An 18,080-nucleotide genomic window follows, 5' to 3' on the forward strand; every position below is an offset into this window, starting at 1 on the left:
AAAATTGCTACGCTTCCTACATTCAATCTTGACCTGCTCTGGAAATTCAAACTTGAAAACAACAGCCAAAGGGGGTATGATCTTATTCAGTATCCCTAAGTTTACAATGAAATTTCAGGACTTTGAAAGAATAATGACAACCGCCAGATTGAGTCGCTATCAAGCGGCTTGCGGTGGTAATAGCAAAAGAGCCATGACGCTTTACCGAAAGAACCTGCAACTTTCACAGGAGCTTTTTACTGTCATCAGTTGCTTTGAGATTGCTTTGCGAAACGCCATAGACAAGCAGCTTCTTCAAACACGCGGAAATGATTGGTTGCGAAACGGTGCAACCGCAGGCGGAATTTTTGACAATCCCAATTGCCGATTAACAAAAGAAAACATTGACGATGCAATGCATAAGTTGAATCATTTTTACACACACAACAAACTTGTGGCTGAATTGGGTTTTGGATTTTGGCGTTACATGTTTGCTCCAAACCAATTTGCTGCGACCGGCAAAACGCTTCTTCAAATATTCCCGGCTAAGCCAACAAGCACAGCAGCTATTCAGTATAATCATACATTTGTATTTAATCAGTTAGCTCAAATAAACAATATGCGAAACCGCATCGCTCATCACGAACCTATTTGTTTTGTTCCAGGACAATCTGTAAAAGGAACAACTTATGCACGGCAACACTACGGACTGATTTTGCAATTATTTCAATGGATGAGTATCGACGAGGGAAAATTACTTTACGGAATTGACCACATTAACACAGTTTGTAATCAAATAGATGCCTTATAAAACAAGATGCAACTTGTAGAGAAAGAAACCCTGCCACCAAAACGGGTTTGGGGCGAAATGCTAAAATCAAGTGCAGTTTTTCAATTTAAATTTAGTACTTATTGATCCCTCAAGTTTGCGGGATGCTCCTAAATCCCCCACTGCGCAAGGCCGTGTCCGTTAACAAGGTGTTAAAGAAAAAGTAGAGTATGGTAACTTCACAAGACCGTTGCGAGGTTACAATCATTTGGTTTAATCTTAAAATGTCCAGTTTTTTTAATAATAAACTGGACAAATCGATTGCTTTTTATTATAATCATGCATAATGAAAGTAACTGATTATATATTATTTACCATTAATAGACTCCCAAAAGGATACGTATTCACCTATGCCGATTTTAAAAAAGAGGTTGGTCAAAAAGAAGCAATCATAAAAGCCCTGAACCGTATGGCGGCTTCGGGCAAAATTGCCAAACTTTCCAAAGGAAAATATTACAAGCCCGAAAGCACCCCATTTGGCAATCTTCAGCCCAATCAGTCACAAGTAGTAAAAGATTTGTTGGAAGAAAATGGAAAAGTAACCGGGTATCTCACCGGCTATAGCATTTATAACCGATTGGGCCTAACCACACAGGTAAGCAACGTCATACAGATAGGTAAAAATCAAGTTCGCCCCCGTTTTAAAAGAGAACTCTATACTATTGCTTTTATAAAGCAAAAAAACACCATCACCAAAGAAAATGTCCCATTGTTGCAGTTACTTGATGCTATCCGGTACATCAAAAAAATACCGGATGCCAATATAGAAACATCCTGTAAACGATTTTTGGCAATCATCAAAAACTTTACGGACAAAGAAATCAATACCCTGGTTCGGTTAGCATTAAAATATCCACCCGCTACAAGGGCCCTATTAGGTGCATTATTGGAACAATTGCGAAAAGGCAACACGGCTGAATCACTTTTCAATTCATTGAACCCGATTACTAAGTATAAACTAATCGGTGCAGCGAAAGTGTTAACCACCGCTGAAAAATGGAATATCAAATGAAGCTGCACCACGACATGAAATTCACAGAAGAAGAATCAAAAAGGGCATTTACCGAGTTGTTGGGGCATTACGAACCTGACACACAATCAATAATAAAAAAATGAGAAGCACCGGCTATAACACAAGTTTTGCATCAAACAGAATGACACTTAAACTTGAATTTTGACCCCATGTTATGAAGAAGTCTGAAAAAATTGATAGCATACAACCCTGAACCGTTTTAGAATCCATTATATTCGTAAATGACTACACTCAAGCATGCCATGTCTCATCACCTCCTGCTCACTAATATCGCCAAACACATCACACTGACATCGGAAGAAAGTGCGTTTTTTGTGTCGCTGCTGTCGGAAAAATCTCTGACAAAAGGCGCGTACCTGCTGCGCGAAGGGCAGATTTGCAGGCATCAGTCGTTTGTCGCCAAAGGATGCCTGAAAACATTTTATATGAATGAAAACGGGTCCGAACATATCATTGATTTTTTGATCGAATCGTGGTGGGCGGACGACCTCTACAGTTTGTTTACCCAAACCGAAGCGACCTACAATATCCAGGCCATCGAAGACACGGATGTTTTGCAAATCAGCCGGGATAACCTGGAACAGCTGTATAAAAAAATTCCGAAATTTGAACGCTTTTTCAGGATACTTTTTCAAAACGCCTATGTTGCTCAGCGCGAACAAATCAATGCCAACCTCTCCACCGATGCGGAAGAGCGTTATAGACTGTTTTTACGAAAAAAACCGTACGCCGAAACACGCTTTCCCCAAAAAGATATCGCCTCCTATCTCGGTATCACACCCCAGTTTTTTAGCGCCATGAAGAAAAAAATGCGCCGCGTTAATGTAGATTAATTCATCCTCCGCCTTTCATGTTTATCTTTATCGGTAACCCCCTATGAAAGAAAGGATGAACAATGATCAACGCGTATCTCGCCCATGCCGAAAAAACCACGCTTGCACTATTTGATGCCGTCGTAAACCAAAACCTCATTGTTCCCGGCAAATCGGAATCCCAATTGGTACAGGATATCAGCAATTTAGCCGAATCCAAAGGTATCGTTTATCATTGGCACAAAAAAATCGTACGGGCCGGACAAAACACGGTCTGTGCCTATCCTGAAAATCCCCCGGATACCGTCATCCGTGATAACGACATTGTCATATTGGATTTTGGTCCGATCGTGGACGGGTACGAAGCGGATCTGGGCCGAACCTACGTACTCGGCAATGACCCGATCAAAGTACAAATACAACGCGACGTCGAAAAAGCATGGTACGAAGTTCAAAATTGGTATAAGCGCTATACCAAACTGAAAGCATCGGATCTCTATCACTACGCCGTTCACAAAGCCGAAGAATACGGATACGCATTCGGCGGTGAAATAGCGGGCCATATCGTTGGCAAATTTCCGCACGAACAGCCTGCCGATCCCAAAAGCCTTGAACTGGACATTCACCCGTCCAATCATAACGACATGTTTTTAACGGATGCCAAAGGAAACCCGCGCCATTGGATTTTGGAATTACTGTTTATTGATAAAAAACATCGCATCGGCGGCTATTTCGAACAACGGCTATAACACCATCCATCGGAGTTTTATGAAAAATCTCACGCCGAAAGATCGGCCTGCACTTCTATTAGTTGACCTTCAAAAAGGTTTTGACACGATTTCTTATTGGGGCAATGAAAGAAACAATCCGGGCGCCGAAGAGAATTGCCGTTCGTTGCTGGAATTATGGCGCAGCAAAGATCTGCCCGTCGTGCATGTACAGCACTGCTCGGCCAACCCGAATTCTCTTTTGGCCGACACCCATCCGGGAAACGCCTTCAAAGACATCGTTCAGCCTTTGCCATGGGAAACCGTAATCCAAAAAAATGTGAACAGCGCTTTTATCGGTACCACACTTCAAAAACATCTCACTGTCAATTCTATTTCCAAGCTGGTCATCGTCGGGCTCACCACCGATCACTGTATATCCACGACGACGCGGATGGCCGGAAACTATGGATACGATGTATTCCTTGTCTCCGATGCCACGGCGACATTTGACAAAACCGGTATGGACGGAAAAAATTATTCGGCCGAACTAATTCATCAGACGGCGCTGGCCAGTCTTCATGGTGAATTTGCAACCGTGTTTCCGATGAAAACTTTATTACAAAATTTTTCTTAAAAAATATTGATCGCGGCCGATAGCATCGGACGCCATAAACTAACCGGATTTTTATCATGAAAACACTTGGACTGATTTTACTTTTGTCGCTTGTGAATTTAAGCGCTTGCAAAACCGATACGCCACACCCCTACAGATCGCTGGCGCAAGAGGCGGATACCACGCGTCGGCCGGGCGATGATTTTTTTTCGTATGCCAACGGAAAATGGATCGCATCCACCGTTATGCCGGAGGGCAAAGAGCGCTGGAATGCCCGTCATGAAATAACAGGGCTTACCAAAAAGCAGGTAGCTAAAATTTTCGAAGAAGCACAGACGGCGCCTCACGGAACAAATGCACGTAAAGTGGCCGATTTTCGTGCAGCCTACATGAATGAATCAGCCATCCAGGCGGCCGGTATCACACCGATCAAACCCCTGCTGGATGAAATTGATCCCATAACCGATAAAACAGCGTTGGTCAAATTACTCGGTCGCAGGCTCCGTGCCGATGCCGATTGGTTTACTTATCGTTCTACGGGATTGTTGGGTTTGTCTGTGGAAGTAGGATATTTCGGCGAAAAAACCTACGTGCCTTTTTTAATGCAGGGCGGCCTTGGACTGGAAGAGCGTTCATATTACCTCAGCGAGGACGCGGCTAATAAAAAAATCAGAGCAACCTATCAGAACTATATTTCTCAGCAATTCAAACAAGCCGGATTGAGCCATCCCGAACGGCGTGCACAGTCGGTACTTGGTATCGAAACCTTATTAGCCAAAACCCATGCGAGCGATGAATTTTCCAACAATGACCGCAACGGTTCGCATCGCTGGTCGCGCACCGACTTTGAACGACGGGCTCCGGGTATGGATTGGTCCGTATTTTTTGAAGAGGCCGGTCTGAAGCATCAGGAATCGTTCGTAGTTTGGCAACCGGACGCGATCACCGGATTGGCTTCGCTTATCGCCGCACAGCCCGTGGAAGTGTGGAAGGATTATCTGAGGTTTCAAGCAATCCATGCGTACGCCGATGTATTACCTTCGGCTTTCGCGGAAGCGGGGCTGGTATTGCGCTCGTCGATACAAGACGCGCCTTCCCCTGCCCGTTCACAACGTGCGCTCGATGCGACACAGAAATTTTTGGGTGAAGCCGTCGGCCGGTTATATGTAGAACGTTATTTTCCCGCTTCCCAAAAAGCCCGTGTACAAGCGATCGCGACGAACGTCATCGCTTCGCTCCGCGAACGGGTCAAAACCGTGTCGTGGATGTCCGACGAAAGCAAAATACAAGCCATGGTAAAACTTCAGACATTGTACTTTGGTCTCGGTTACCCCAATGTATGGCAAGATTATTCGGATCTGAATATAGACCCTGCCAATCCCGTAAAAAATTTACAAAACATCGCCGATCGCAACTATCGCCGCGCTTTGGCACGGCTTGGAAAACCGCCGGATACCACCGAATGGGCGATGACACCCCATACCGCGGGCGCTCTGCTTTTATTCCAATACAACGCCTGCAATTTTGCTGCCGCCTTACTACAAGCGCCCAAGTTTGATTCCACATTATCGGAGGCGGCCAACTATGGCGCTATCGGCGCTATTGTCGGTCACGAATCAAGCCACTTTATTGATCCTTTGGGAGCCGAATGGAATGCTGAAAGAGAACTAAAGCATTGGTGGACACCCGACGATATGAAAAAGTTTCAATCGGCCGCCAAACCGCTGGTAGAGCAGTTTTCCGGTTATCGCCCGTTTGATGATCTCGCCGTTAACGGTGAGTTTACCCGATCGGAAAATATCGCCGACCTTGCGGGACTTGCCGCCGCTTTTGATGCGTATCGAAAAACCTTAGGGGATAAAATTCAAAATCAGGACTATGTACGCCAACAGGATCGTGAGTTTTTTATCGGTTTTGCACAGAGCTGGCGCAGCAAAACCACCGAAAAAGGCCTGCGCGTACAAATCGCGACGGATCATCACGCACCGGAACAGTACCGCATCGCTATTGTACGCAATCTCGACGCGTGGTATGACGCATTTGATGTCAAACCCGGCGATAAACTGTACCTAACACCGGAATCACGCGTACGCATCTGGTAATGGAAAATTATAGAATATGACGGCAGGTTTTTGATATATTGGTGTGCATTATTCATCGCGTTTATCACGCTAATTATCTCAGGAGAATATCATGCTATTTATATTGGGAGTACTTGCCGTCATGGGTACTAATGATTTTGATGCTTATTTTACCGGCCAGACGATGCGGTTTGACTATTATCACAGCGGCACGGCCAAAGAAGAACATATCAGTCCCGACGAATACCGCATCGAAGGCGTGTGGCCGGGCAGTAAAACGGTGTTATTAGATGAAACCGGTCTCGGCAAATATTTGTTTGAAGTGAGTGATGTTGCATCCGGAAAATTGCTTTATTCACGTGGTTTTGCGAGCATCTACGGCGAATGGGAAACAACCGGCGAAGCGGCCAAGGGCGTGTGGCGCTCATTTCACGAATCGCAGCGTTTTCCCGAACCCAAAAATACGGTCAAATTAACACTCAAAAAACGCGGCGCTGATAATCGTTTTGCGTCGTTTTATGAAACAACCATTGACCCCAAAAGCCGGTTCGTCAATCGTGCGCCCGCCGTTAAGAACGGCGAAGTGTGGAGCGTTTTTGAAAACGGCGACCCTTCGCAAAAGGTGGATCTGCTGATTCTCAGCGACGGTTACACGGCCGGCGAAAAGAATAAATTTCACGCCGACGTCGAACGTTTGGTCAAAGTGATGTTTGAAACCGAACCCTTCAAATCCCGCAAAAAAGATTTTAATGTTCGTGCGATGGATGTGGCTTCTGCCCAATCCGGTATCAGTAACCCGCGCAAAGATATTTGGCGTAAATCGGCGCTCGGTTTGAGTTTCAATTCGTTTGACTCCGATCGTTATGTACTGACGTATGAAAATAAAAATCTTCGTGAAACGGCCGCCAATGCACCCTACGATGCATTGATCCTTTTGGCCAATGATCGCAAATACGGCGGCGGCGGTATTTTTAATCTGTGGGCGACGGTCACGGCCGATGCGGAACCGGCGGCGTATGTTTTTGTACACGAATTCGGCCATTCTTTTGCGGGTCTCGGCGATGAATATTATACCTCACCCGTTTCGTATGAAAACTTTACCGCGCCGAGTACCGAACCTTCCGAGCCGAATATTACCGCTTTGCTCGATCCGAAAAATCTCAAGTGGAAACATCTTGTATCTAAAGACACCCCTTTGCCGACACCGTGGAATAAAACCGCGTACGATACGTATGAAATCGAGATGCAAAAAAAACGCGCTAAACTAATCGAGGAAAAAGCGTCCGAAGAAACGATGGAAGCGCTCTTTAGAGAAGTAAAAACCAAAACGACGCCGATGCTTAATACGGACAAATATTTCGGAAAAGTGGGCGCTTTTGAAGGCGCAGGTTACGAAGCCAAAGGTTTATATCGCCCGGAATTAGACTGCATCATGTTCACACGCAATAATGTTCCTTTTTGTAAAGTATGTCACGAAGCGATCGAGCGAATTATAGATCTGTATGCCAAATAAGAAAGAGTTTATTCAAACCTTAGTCATTCATACGTCGCCGGAAAATATCTGGCGCGTATGGATGGCTGTAGACGAGTGGCCCCTCTGGACCGACACGATCCTATCCATAAAAAAACTATCGCCCGGTTCTTTACAAACAGATAGCCGGGTCCTCATCGAGCAACCTAAACTTGCCAAAGCGGTTTGGAAGGTTACCGAATTTGAACCCGTGAAACAATTTACGTGGAGCAAAACAAATTTGCTTCTGCGTATCGACGCGATTCACGCTTTAGAATCAACTTCCGGCGGATGTATTGTCACATTGGTTATCAAATTCTCCGGTCTTTTTGCTAATCTGATTAACAAAAAAACCTGCGCTTTGGTTGATTCGTATCTGGTAAGGGAATCACAAAATTTGAAACAATTCTGTGAAAACAAATTTTCTAACGGCGCTGCATCCTAAAATACTGTACGCGGCGCTGATACTCTCTTCACTGATCGGTTACCTCGAATGGGGTAACGGTAACCACACTTTTCTCGTGCAAGCAGAGTTTGATATCATCCGCAAGTTTTTCACACATAGCGACTCGATCGTCCATCCGATGATAGCGTTACCTTTAGCGGGGCAGATGTTATTGGTTTTCAGTCTGTTTCAGAATAGACCGCACCCGGTCGTTGTTTTAACCGGCCTACTGGGGTTAGGCGCTTTGCTGTGGTTTATATTTTTGATTGGTTTGATTTCTCTCAATCTAAAAATAACCTTCGCTGCACTTCCTTTTCTGATCGTCAGTATCATTGTTTTGTATTCGATGCGTAAAGGCGGGAAATGACGTTGAGAGATCGTAGTAAAAAACTTCGCTACGTGAAATTTTACGATGCGTTGGAAAACGGTGGCACTATATCAAAAACCCATCACTTCGACATTGACGGTTTCGACGCTGTCTATTTTCGATCCTAGAAACATTTCGCCCACACGCATAAAGTTCTTAGGAAGATCCGTCACATAAAAGCGGTGGTAGGGCTTTTGTCCGGATGTGTTAAGCAGTTTTTTTTCATCTAATATCTGTCGGGTTCTTTTGGCTGTTTCGACACCGCTGTCAATCAAAGTGACCGGTCGGCGCATGATCGTATTCATCGCCTCTTGTATCGCACCGCTCAATATCGGATAATGCGTACACCCCATGACGAGCGTATCAATGTCTTTATCGGAAAAAACATTCAAATACTCCGCAGCAATGCGTTGTGTCACATCATGACGAAGCCACCCTTCTTCGGCCAGCGGTACAAATAACGAACACGGCTGAGAAAACACCTCACATTGGGCATCCAATGTGTGAATGGTTTTTTTATACGTTTGCGAATTGACCGTAGTATGCGTTCCGATAACACCGATTTTTTTTCGCAGACTTTTTCGCACGGCCGCTTCCGACCCCGGAACGATCACGCCGATGACGGGTATTTTGAACATATTGGATAAAAAGTCGAGTGCTACGGCACTGGCCGTATTGCATGCGATGATGATCATTTTGACATTATGCTCAAGCAAAAAAAGGCAACTTTGCAACGTAAACGATTTGATCGTACGATCGGATTTGGTTCCGTAGGGTACGCGCGCCGTATCACCGAGATAAATAATACGTTCATGCGGCAGTTGGTTCATTACCTCTTTGACGACAGTAAGTCCGCCGATGCCCGAATCGAAAATTCCAATCGGTTGTTCCGAAGCCGGGGGCGCCGATTGGATGGCAGGTACAACCGAAGGTTCCGGTGTTTGTGAACGCATCATATATTTTCTTTCGCTTCCTGGATGTTCAGTTCCAGCTCTTTGAGCTTTTGCTGAAGATATTGCCGTTTCATACCGAGTTTGTTCGCTGTTTGCGATATGTTCCAGTTATTCATGCGAACCGCTTCCATAAAAAATTCGCGCTCAAACGTCTGTACGACACGATGCTTGGCATCCTGAAAATTAATATCGCCTTTTTCCAGCATATCGCGTACGCCCAGTGTCGTCGGTCGTCCTCCGCCGATGATCTCAGATGGCAAAATGTCGCGCCGGATTTCTTCTTCAGTACTAAGCACGACACAACGCTCTACCACGTTGATCAATTCGCGTACATTGCCGGGCCACTCGTATTCGAGCATCGCTTTGAGCGCGTCCTGCGAAAAACGCGTCACCTGCGCTTTATGTTTTTGTGCAAACATCACAAGGTAATGATTCACCAAAAGATGAATATCCTCCGAGCGGGACCGCAGCGGCGGCAATTCGATCTCAACAACATTGATACGATAATACAAATCTTCGCGAAACTGACCGTCGCGGATAAATCGCGCCAGGTCGCGGTGCGTTGCGCTCAGAATGCGTACATCCACGCTGATGGATTCGGTACCGCCGACGCGTTCAAACTTTCGCTCCTGGATGACACGCAAAACTTTGGCCTGCGTTTCAAGCGACATATCGCCGATTTCATCCAAAAACAACGTGCCGCCATCGGCCAATTCAAACCGCCCTTGTTTGGAAGATATGGCGCCGGTAAATGCGCCTTTTTCGTAACCGAAAAGTTCCGACTCGATAAGCTCTTTGGGCAGTGCGGCGCAATTGATCGAAATAAAAGGGCCGTTACGACGATCGCTTTTTTCATGTATCGTGCGGGCGACTAACTCTTTTCCGGTGCCGCTTTCGCCGCGTATCAGTACCGTTATATTATTTCGGCTTACCCGTTCCAGTAAATCATACACCTGACGCATGGGTTTGCTGCTGCCGACAAATTGCCCGAAACCTTTGGCTTCTTTGAGCTCGGCACGTAATCGTTCGTTTTCATGCACGACGGCGATTTGTTGTGCCGCATGCGATACGAGCGCTCGCAATTCTTCGATATCGTAGGGTTTGGCCAAATAATTAAACGCACCGGATTTGATAGCCTCGACGGCAAGACGTTCCGATCCGTGCGCCGTGATCACGATGACAAAACAATGCGGTGTACGTTCTTTTATTTTTTTCAGCAAATCCATGCCGTTCATGCCGGCCATGGATACATCCGTAATGACGATATCAAAGGGATTATTGGCCATGAGATTGAGCGCCGATAATCCGTCGTCGGCTTCCGATAATTTGTAACCTTCGGGTTTGAGCGCTTTGAGCATACCATAACGCGCCGCTTTTTCATCATCCACGACGAGAATGCGAATATGCGATGTGTGCTCTTGAGAAGATTCGACCGGTATGTCACTCATGATCGGGATGTACTTTCGCTGGGAATATACACTTCAAACGACGTTCCTACCTGGAGTTCGCTGCGTAAAACGAGACGACCTCCGAGTGCTTGTATTTTATTTTTAACTATAGCGAGACCCAAACCGGTACCTTCGCTTTTGGTTGTAAAAAATGGTTTAAAAATTTCGCCCAAGCGTTCCGGCGGAATACCGTGCCCCGTATCCGTTATGGCGATTCGTAAACATTTTGTTTTACCGGCTTCGGGCGGAAGTATGATTTCCGTACCGGGATCTTTTTTAATCGCTTCTATTTTTTTTGCTGTGACGGCTTCAGCGCTCCATTCCGTCCAACCAGCCGACGGATCGTCGGGATAAAGTTTGTCAAAAACGCCGACTTCCGTTTCCGCTCCGCCGATAAAATAGTTGGCGTCCATTTGTACGTACGCGCCATGGATCATCAGACGTCCGCCTTCGGGCATGGATTGGATCGCGTTGATAATAAGGTTAAATATGATTTCTTTCAAGTCGCCTTGGCGTGAGCGAATGACGAGCGGTGCATGGTCATAACGCGTAAAAATGCGGATATTGCGAACCCGCGTTTCCTGACGTGAGATCGTAAGGATGGCATCTATAATTTTGATAATATCAATACGATCCATGCCCGAACTGTCGCTTCGTGCAAAACGCAGAAGCTGATTGACAACGGATGACAAGCGATCAATTTCTTCGTTAATAATTTCCAAATCCTGGATCGCTTCCGTGTCGGTGTTTTCCTTTTTTTTCTGATCGTGCATAGATTGCACGATACTTTTGATGGAGCTCAGCGGATTTTTCACTTCGTGCGCAATACTGGTGGACAACATACCCAGCGACGTCAGTTTGTCCGCTTCAAACATTTTGGATTCGAGTTCGATACGACGTTGGAGAAGCTGTATGTTTTCGATAGAAATCGCAACCTGACTCGCTACTGTAAGTAATAATTCTTTTTCTTCGAATTCAAAATCCTCATTGCTCTTCTTTTTTCCGATCGCCAAGATCCCTACCAGTTCGTTATCCAAAACAATCCCGAGATAAATTTGATACGGCACTTCGGCACTGCGAAGGTGAAAAATGTTCATCTTCCGCGCATCATACAGACCGTTTCCTTTTTGAATATGGCGCGTAATCTTTTCAAGATTAAACGTTTTGATATCACCGTATGCATGCACGATACTGTATAGCGTTCGCTCTCCGGATACGGTTTTATTCAACGTGTATAGCCCGACTTCTTCGACATGCAGTGCATCCACGATACCGGCACGAACAGCTTTTGTCAATTCGGCGAGATTGGCGGCGCTGACGATATGCTCCGTGATCTTACGAATCAACGATTGGAAATACGATTTTTCATGCAACGCAAATTGTCCCGCGATGCGGCGTACAAGGTATTTGGTCGGTTCGTATATGAGAAACAACATGGATACAAGCACGATCTCAAGAAATTCGACGTTTAATTCAGGATTTTCCTCCGCCATTTTGCGAAGCGCTTTGGAGCTCATAATGAATACTACGAGAAAAACACCCGAAATGGTGATCAATAAAAACCGACGCCTTGCGACCGTCGAATAAAAAGGATATTTGTACAGCAGATACACCATCGCACCCGTCGGTATCAACGACGAAATCATAATCATGTTTTTGAGCGACCGATCCAGACGCACGTTGCCTGTACCGCCATAAAAATAGAAATACACCAAAAGCACGGAGATGACGATCGTGATGATAAGTTCGACGATAAAAAATTGTCGCCATTTTTCGTTGCGGCTGAGACGTATAATGCGTGACGATAAAAAACCGGAAACTAATAAACATACGATCAGCCAAAAAACATAAGGCGGTATAAAACTCATGCCCTCATCCAGAATGCGGCGACGTCCGTCAATGATCGTGTATTGGCTAAAATAAAGTATCGCCAAAATCGGCGCATACATAATGTAGGGAAACCAGGCTAATATACGTGAGCGGCGGTTGATCAGATTGAGCACGTATTCCAAAAACGACGCATGCAGATGCACGACGAGCGGCGGAAAAAACGCTATCGCATACAAAGAGATGTAACGGAGTTCGGAGTAAATCTCCAGCGCCGGGCGGCCAAATACTTGTTTGATGAGCATTCCGAGAAACTGAAATCCGTGCCAAAACGTAAGTATCGCCACGAATACCAGAAACACATATTCATGCTTCAGTTTATTCTGACGCTTGAGAGTCTCGGCAAACAGCACGCTATAAAGTATCGCGCCGACAAAAAAACCGAGCAGAACTATAAGATCGTAGCCTAACATAGTTTACCGAGTGCGTTGTATGGATTTACCATCGAGCCAAAACTGAACAGCGCCCCATTGGTCCGTTCGTAAGATCTGCGTACCGGCATTGCGCCAGGCATTTACGGTTTCCAAATCAGGGTGACCGAATTTATTTCCTTCTCCGCAAGATATTACCGCGTACGCCGGAGACGCGGCTTGGATCAATTTTGCCGTCGTACCGTTGGAAGAACCGTGATGTGCGATTTTGACAATATCGGCCTTTATCACCATCCCGGAATCGGACAACGCATCCCACGTTTCGGTCTCTGCATCCCCGCTAAATAAAATCCGATTTTCGCCGTATTCCAAAACAAATACAAGCGACGTATTATTGATATCATACGGCGGCGGCTCATCGCTTCGCACGAACGATACCCCGGGATGCAGTATACGTATTCGCGTCTCCGGACCAAAGGTAACAACCCGGTCCTTTTGCAAAACTTGATAATCTATAGATTTTTCAGCAATGGTATTCAAAATATTTTTATAAATCGCCGACGGATAATATTGACCCGGATCAAAAACCCGTTTTACATTAAAATAATTGAGTAAAAATCCGGCGCCGCCGATGTGATCGTCATGCGGATGCGATAAAATCAACGCATCAATCGAAGTAATCCCTTGTTTCCACAAATAAGGCGCGACAACCCGCTCGCCATAATCAAACTGCGGATCCTGATCTCCTGCATCGATCACGATCGTACGCCCATCATCCAGATGTACGACACACGCATCGCCTTGACCCACATCTAAAAATGTAATCACCGTTTTTTTAGAAGTCGGTATATTTTGGAAAATCACTCCAACACTTAAAGCTGCAATAACAACCCAAACGGCCCAGCGGCGCACCAATTTCCTGTCCCAAAAAAACCACACGGCCAGCAATAAATAATAAACGCTCAATACGATCATATCCATGCGGTAAAACTGCGTGTAGGCAAAGGGAAGTTTAACGGAAAACCGGGCCGTGGCGATCATCAATCCGATCAGATAATCGTTGAGATGGGCATACCATTGGGCAAGAGTAAACGAAAAGGAACCGACTATCGCGGACAAAAATCCCAAAGCCATCACCGCCGATGAAATCGGTGATATAAAAACATTTGCTATCAACGCAGTAAGTGGAATTTTATAAAAATAATATGCCGTAAACGGTAAAGTACCGATTTGCGCCGCTACCGACACCAATAACCCCATAATGACCCATCGCAACACCGCCGGCGTACGTTCCGTTAGAATTCGTCGCTTTTTGCACCATGCTTCCAGACGCGGATAGATAATAACCAATGACAACACCGCCAAAAACGAGAGCTGTAAACCGATATCAAAAATCGCCAAAGGATCCCAAAAGAGAATGATCAGCAGTGAAACGCACAGAGAATTGATAATATTCGTTCGACGCTCCAATAACGTACCGAATAACACGACGCCGGTCATGATACCGGCACGCACCGCCGGCGGCACAAAATCGGCTATCCACACATACAAAAAAAGACTGATCAGCGTAAGAATAATACGCCATGCGTACGGCACACGTAAGACACTAAATAGTCCGAGGATTAAAAGCGAAATAAAAACCACATGTAAACCGCTGATCGAAAGAATGTGAATCGCGCCGCTATACGAAAATGCATTAAGAATCTCCTGCGGTATATCGCTGCGATCACCGACGATAAGACCACTGGCTATGGCGGCATGCAGCGGCGGAAGCGTTTTTTCATTGAGCTCAATGATAAAGTGTTTGATCGGTAAGATAAAAAATTCTGTCACCGGATTCAGTGACGTATGACCTTCGATGCGAATATTGGCCGCGTCGCCGGCATACATGACACCATATAATCCGTGGTATGCAGCATACGCCGCAAAATCAAACTCTCCCGGATTACGACTTCCGCGCGGAGAACGCAGATACCCCCAAATCGAAATGCGATCGCCATACGCCGGGCGAACGGTCGAATCAGTAAAGCATACAACCTGGATTTTTCCAGACGACGGTAAAATTAAATTTCGGGTAAAAACGACCGAGTCGGTTTCCACCGCAAAACGTGTTCGCTGAGTGTTGATTTGAGGATCGTTGACGACAGTCCCGTGTACCAATACTTTCTGATTCAAATCAAGGTAAGATGAAACGTGATGCGCTTGAAATTGGTTATCGGGCATACGGCCCAATACAAGAAAAAACACGACGGTGACTTGAACAAACAAACCCCAAAAGTGATTTTGGAAGCGCCAATACAAAACGATACCGGTCAAAACAACGAGCGAAGATACAATGGCATTATTTATCGGCCAATGGATTTCCGGAGATACTGCATCGAGAATAAGTATGGAAACGATGTAGAGAATGGTAAGCTTGAGCGCGGGATAAACCGATGTATCGCTTCGCATATCAAAGAATGCCGACAGCCGGTCGTTTTATCCATCCCACGTTTCCGTCATCCAAACGCAGTTCCAACCATTCGTTGCGCTCCGATCGAATAACAGCTTTCGTGCCTTCGTGCAGTATGAATACGGTCGTTGATGTTTCAATCGGTTCATTTTTAATTTCCACATAAGGAACCAAAATCACGGCTTCGACCCGATTGGATTCGCTGTAGGCACGCCATAAAAAAACAGATGCGTTGATACAAAGAAGTGTGATCCATACCATGCGCAATATCCGGCCCGTGCGCGCCCTTCGCCATTGCGGGCGTACTCTTTGAGCAACCAATAAAGCGACAAATCCGTTTACAATACAAACCAGCACAAAACCCCATTCGGCAAGCGAAATCGCTTGAAGCGTAGCGATCATCCATACGACCCATTCCGGTCTGGGCGGTGTGACGATTTTATCTTTAAGCTGCAGACGTGTCAATTCGAGATTAAACCGTACATCTTCGTCGGCAGGATGCAAACGTAATGCTTTTTCGTAATAAAACACGGCCATACCAAATTGTTTCGTCCGGTAATAGGTATTGGCTAAATTATAAAACAACGCGCCGGAAACCGAACCTTGATCAACGAGTTTTTGGTATGCATCACGGGCCGCTACAAAATCACGCGCCTCATAAAAAGCATGCGCCTTCGCAAACAGGGTATCATTTTCCTGTGCCCATAACACCGGTGCAGCGCTCATCACGATCCAAAATAAAAAACGATTCATAGCGCATTGTCCATATTTAAAATAGCTGCACGAATACGCTCGTACGCATCATCCATCCGTGCGCGCGACTTCCCGTCGGGTGAAAAACGCGCTTCATCACACATGTGCATGCAGTCCATATATTCCGTTATCAAATTGTTTTCCACATTCCGTTCGCGCAAAATTTCTGTTATGTGCTCGCGAGTGTACACATTTTCACCGACATGCAATTTATCGGTGATAAGGCCGTTTAATGTTTTGGAAAGTTCGGTATAAAACGAATCCTGTTGATTGGATTTCATCAACGCTTCAGCCGCTTTGAGACGTTTACGCGCCAGGGGACTGGCTTTGCGATATCGCAAACCGATACCGTCTTTTTGCAATTCTTCGTGTTTAATCGCCCACACATATACCGTACCCCACAAAAGAAGCGGAAATATCATTCCCGCGATAAACCACCAGCGAAAATAAACCGGCGCATAACTTTCTTCCGAAAGATTTTCCGTTTTGATAAAACGAATGTCTTTCGCCAACAACGCGATTTCCTCTTTACTCAGCGCGTTATGCGAAAAAATACCGCCTCCCGTACCTTGTGCTATGGTCACACGGTGAGGACCTGATGATTTAGTAACGTATTTTTTCAAAACCGGATCGTAATAAGAGAGATTAAAAACCGGTATCTCCACTTGGCGCGGTAGCCGCGGCACACCGACATATTCAAAAACTTTACTGCCGCTGACGAGATTAGAATTTTTATTCAGCGTTTCGGACGATTTCGGATCGTACCGCTCAAAATCATCGCCGAAAGGCGTCGGTGGAATCTCGGCGGATTTAATGTTTCCTGTTCCCGATATGGTGATCGTATACGTCAGCGCTTCACCCGTTTTCAAACTGTTTTTGTCAACCGCTGTTTTTACGTCAAATTGTCCGACCAAACCCGAAAAATCCGACGGCGCATTTTCTTTGGGCAACGGGAGAATATTCAGCTTCACAGGTTCCGATTGCAACTTGACCGTAGCTGTCTGTCCGAAAGGATCGCCGAACGGAGAAAATAAATCATCCAACGAGTTTCTGCTGCGGCGTGGAATGCGCAGTTCGCATTCGATTTCCGACGGATCTATCGTTAGCAAACCGGATCGCGTTGCAAAAAGCCCTACCCGCTTGATCGTATATACCGCATACGCCACGCCGTTGATTTGTTCACGGGTAGATTGTATTTGTTGCGGCATGGGAAATTCTTCAGCCCAAAATCCTGTAAAACCCGGCATCCGGCTTGGCGCGTATTGAGTGATCGGAATCCGGCTGTAAATTTTTAGTTCGGCCGTAATTTGTTCACCTTGGAACGCTTCTTTTTTGGAAACCGTCAATGCGAGAAACGCATCGTTAGTTTTTTCCGAACGCTGGGAACCGGATATGCTTCCGCCCGGAACGACTTCGATCGTGAGCGCCTGCGAGGATACCGTTTTTCCGTCCACACCCACGGCCACTGGAGGGATCGTCCAGCGACCCACATCTTTCGCACGCAAAATAAAATCGTACGATTTGGACATGGAGCGACGACCGTTGATAATAGATATGGACGTGGATTCGCCCGCACCCTGATGCATGACCTCAAGGCCTTTCATTTCAGGCAATTGGGGAAGCGATGTGATGCGCAGGTTTTCGCCCGACACTTCGATGCGCAGTTGAAATGACGTACCTTGTTCGATGACGGACTGCTCTACAGAAGCCACGCATTGGACGGTCTGCGCTTGCAACGCCGAATACGATAAAAAAATTAAAATCGCTACACTTCGCATGACGTGTTGACTAAAGCCGATGATGTGTTTTACCTGATCTATACGCAAAAAGCTCACAA

General features: G+C 45.8%; 15 protein-coding genes. 9 read left to right on the forward strand and 6 right to left on the reverse strand.

Annotated elements, in window-relative coordinates; translation table 11 throughout:
- Window positions 1-106: 106 nt before the first annotated feature.
- The 9 genes from HUU58_13835 (at window position 107) to HUU58_13875 (ending at window position 8,379) form a co-directional block, all read left to right on the forward strand.
- Window positions 107-790, forward strand: a complete 684-nt coding sequence (locus HUU58_13835) for an Abi family protein (GenBank protein ID NUN46752.1) — start codon at window positions 107-109, stop codon at window positions 788-790.
- 304 nt (window positions 791-1,094) lie between these two features.
- Window positions 1,095-1,820 (forward strand): hypothetical protein, encoded by a 726-nt coding sequence (locus tag HUU58_13840; GenBank protein NUN46753.1) that lies wholly within the window; start codon window positions 1,095-1,097, stop codon window positions 1,818-1,820.
- Window positions 1,821-2,083: 263 nt separating this feature from the next.
- The gene (locus HUU58_13845; protein ID NUN46754.1) at window positions 2,084-2,674 is read left to right on the forward strand and encodes a Crp/Fnr family transcriptional regulator; all 591 of its coding nucleotides are present in this window, start codon (window positions 2,084-2,086) and stop codon (window positions 2,672-2,674) included.
- A 62-nt stretch (window positions 2,675-2,736) separates the two neighbouring features.
- Window positions 2,737-3,402 (forward strand): aminopeptidase P family protein, encoded by a 666-nt coding sequence (locus tag HUU58_13850; protein ID NUN46755.1) that lies wholly within the window; start codon window positions 2,737-2,739, stop codon window positions 3,400-3,402.
- Between the two features lie 19 nt (window positions 3,403-3,421).
- Complete coding sequence (locus HUU58_13855; protein NUN46756.1) at window positions 3,422-3,997, forward strand: cysteine hydrolase; 576 nt, start codon at window positions 3,422-3,424, stop codon at window positions 3,995-3,997.
- 56 nt (window positions 3,998-4,053) lie between these two features.
- On the forward strand, window positions 4,054-6,078 hold the full coding sequence (locus HUU58_13860; protein NUN46757.1) for a M13 family metallopeptidase: 2,025 nt from the start codon (window positions 4,054-4,056) through the stop codon (window positions 6,076-6,078).
- Between the two features lie 91 nt (window positions 6,079-6,169).
- Window positions 6,170-7,570 (forward strand): peptidase M64, encoded by a 1,401-nt coding sequence (locus HUU58_13865; protein ID NUN46758.1) that lies wholly within the window; start codon window positions 6,170-6,172, stop codon window positions 7,568-7,570.
- Window positions 7,560-8,012: a hypothetical protein gene (locus HUU58_13870; GenBank protein NUN46759.1), complete on the forward strand. Its 453-nt coding sequence runs from the start codon at window positions 7,560-7,562 to the stop codon at window positions 8,010-8,012. The genes HUU58_13865 and HUU58_13870 overlap by 11 nt, the downstream gene beginning before the upstream one ends.
- Window positions 7,978-8,379: a hypothetical protein gene (locus HUU58_13875; protein ID NUN46760.1), complete on the forward strand. Its 402-nt coding sequence runs from the start codon at window positions 7,978-7,980 to the stop codon at window positions 8,377-8,379. Before HUU58_13870 ends, HUU58_13875 begins: the two co-directional genes overlap by 35 nt.
- A 71-nt stretch (window positions 8,380-8,450) precedes the next feature.
- Here the strand turns inward: HUU58_13875 and HUU58_13880 are convergent, their stop codons facing one another.
- Genes HUU58_13880 through HUU58_13905 form a run of 6 tightly spaced genes read right to left on the reverse strand, consistent with a single transcriptional unit; the run spans window position 8,451 to window position 18,078 of the window.
- On the reverse strand, window positions 8,451-9,332 hold the full coding sequence (locus tag HUU58_13880; GenBank protein ID NUN46761.1) for a glutamate racemase: 882 nt from the start codon (window positions 9,330-9,332) through the stop codon (window positions 8,451-8,453).
- Window positions 9,332-10,780 (reverse strand): sigma-54-dependent Fis family transcriptional regulator, encoded by a 1,449-nt coding sequence (locus HUU58_13885; GenBank protein ID NUN46762.1) that lies wholly within the window; start codon window positions 10,778-10,780, stop codon window positions 9,332-9,334. The genes HUU58_13880 and HUU58_13885 overlap by 1 nt, the downstream gene beginning before the upstream one ends.
- On the reverse strand, window positions 10,777-13,080 hold the full coding sequence (locus HUU58_13890; GenBank protein ID NUN46763.1) for a hypothetical protein: 2,304 nt from the start codon (window positions 13,078-13,080) through the stop codon (window positions 10,777-10,779). The genes HUU58_13885 and HUU58_13890 overlap by 4 nt, the downstream gene beginning before the upstream one ends.
- A gap of 3 nt (window positions 13,081-13,083) precedes the next feature.
- On the reverse strand, window positions 13,084-15,489 hold the full coding sequence (locus tag HUU58_13895; GenBank protein ID NUN46764.1) for a DNA internalization-related competence protein ComEC/Rec2: 2,406 nt from the start codon (window positions 15,487-15,489) through the stop codon (window positions 13,084-13,086).
- A 1-nt stretch (window position 15,490) separates the two neighbouring features.
- Window positions 15,491-16,243 (reverse strand): tetratricopeptide repeat protein, encoded by a 753-nt coding sequence (locus HUU58_13900; protein ID NUN46765.1) that lies wholly within the window; start codon window positions 16,241-16,243, stop codon window positions 15,491-15,493.
- Complete coding sequence (locus HUU58_13905) at window positions 16,240-18,078, reverse strand: BatD family protein (GenBank protein NUN46766.1); 1,839 nt, start codon at window positions 18,076-18,078, stop codon at window positions 16,240-16,242. Before HUU58_13905 ends, HUU58_13900 begins: the two co-directional genes overlap by 4 nt.
- Window positions 18,079-18,080 lie beyond the last annotated feature (2 nt).

The organism is bacterium (assembly GCA_013360215.1).
GTDB lineage: Bacteria > CLD3 > CLD3 > SB21 > SB21 > JABWCP01.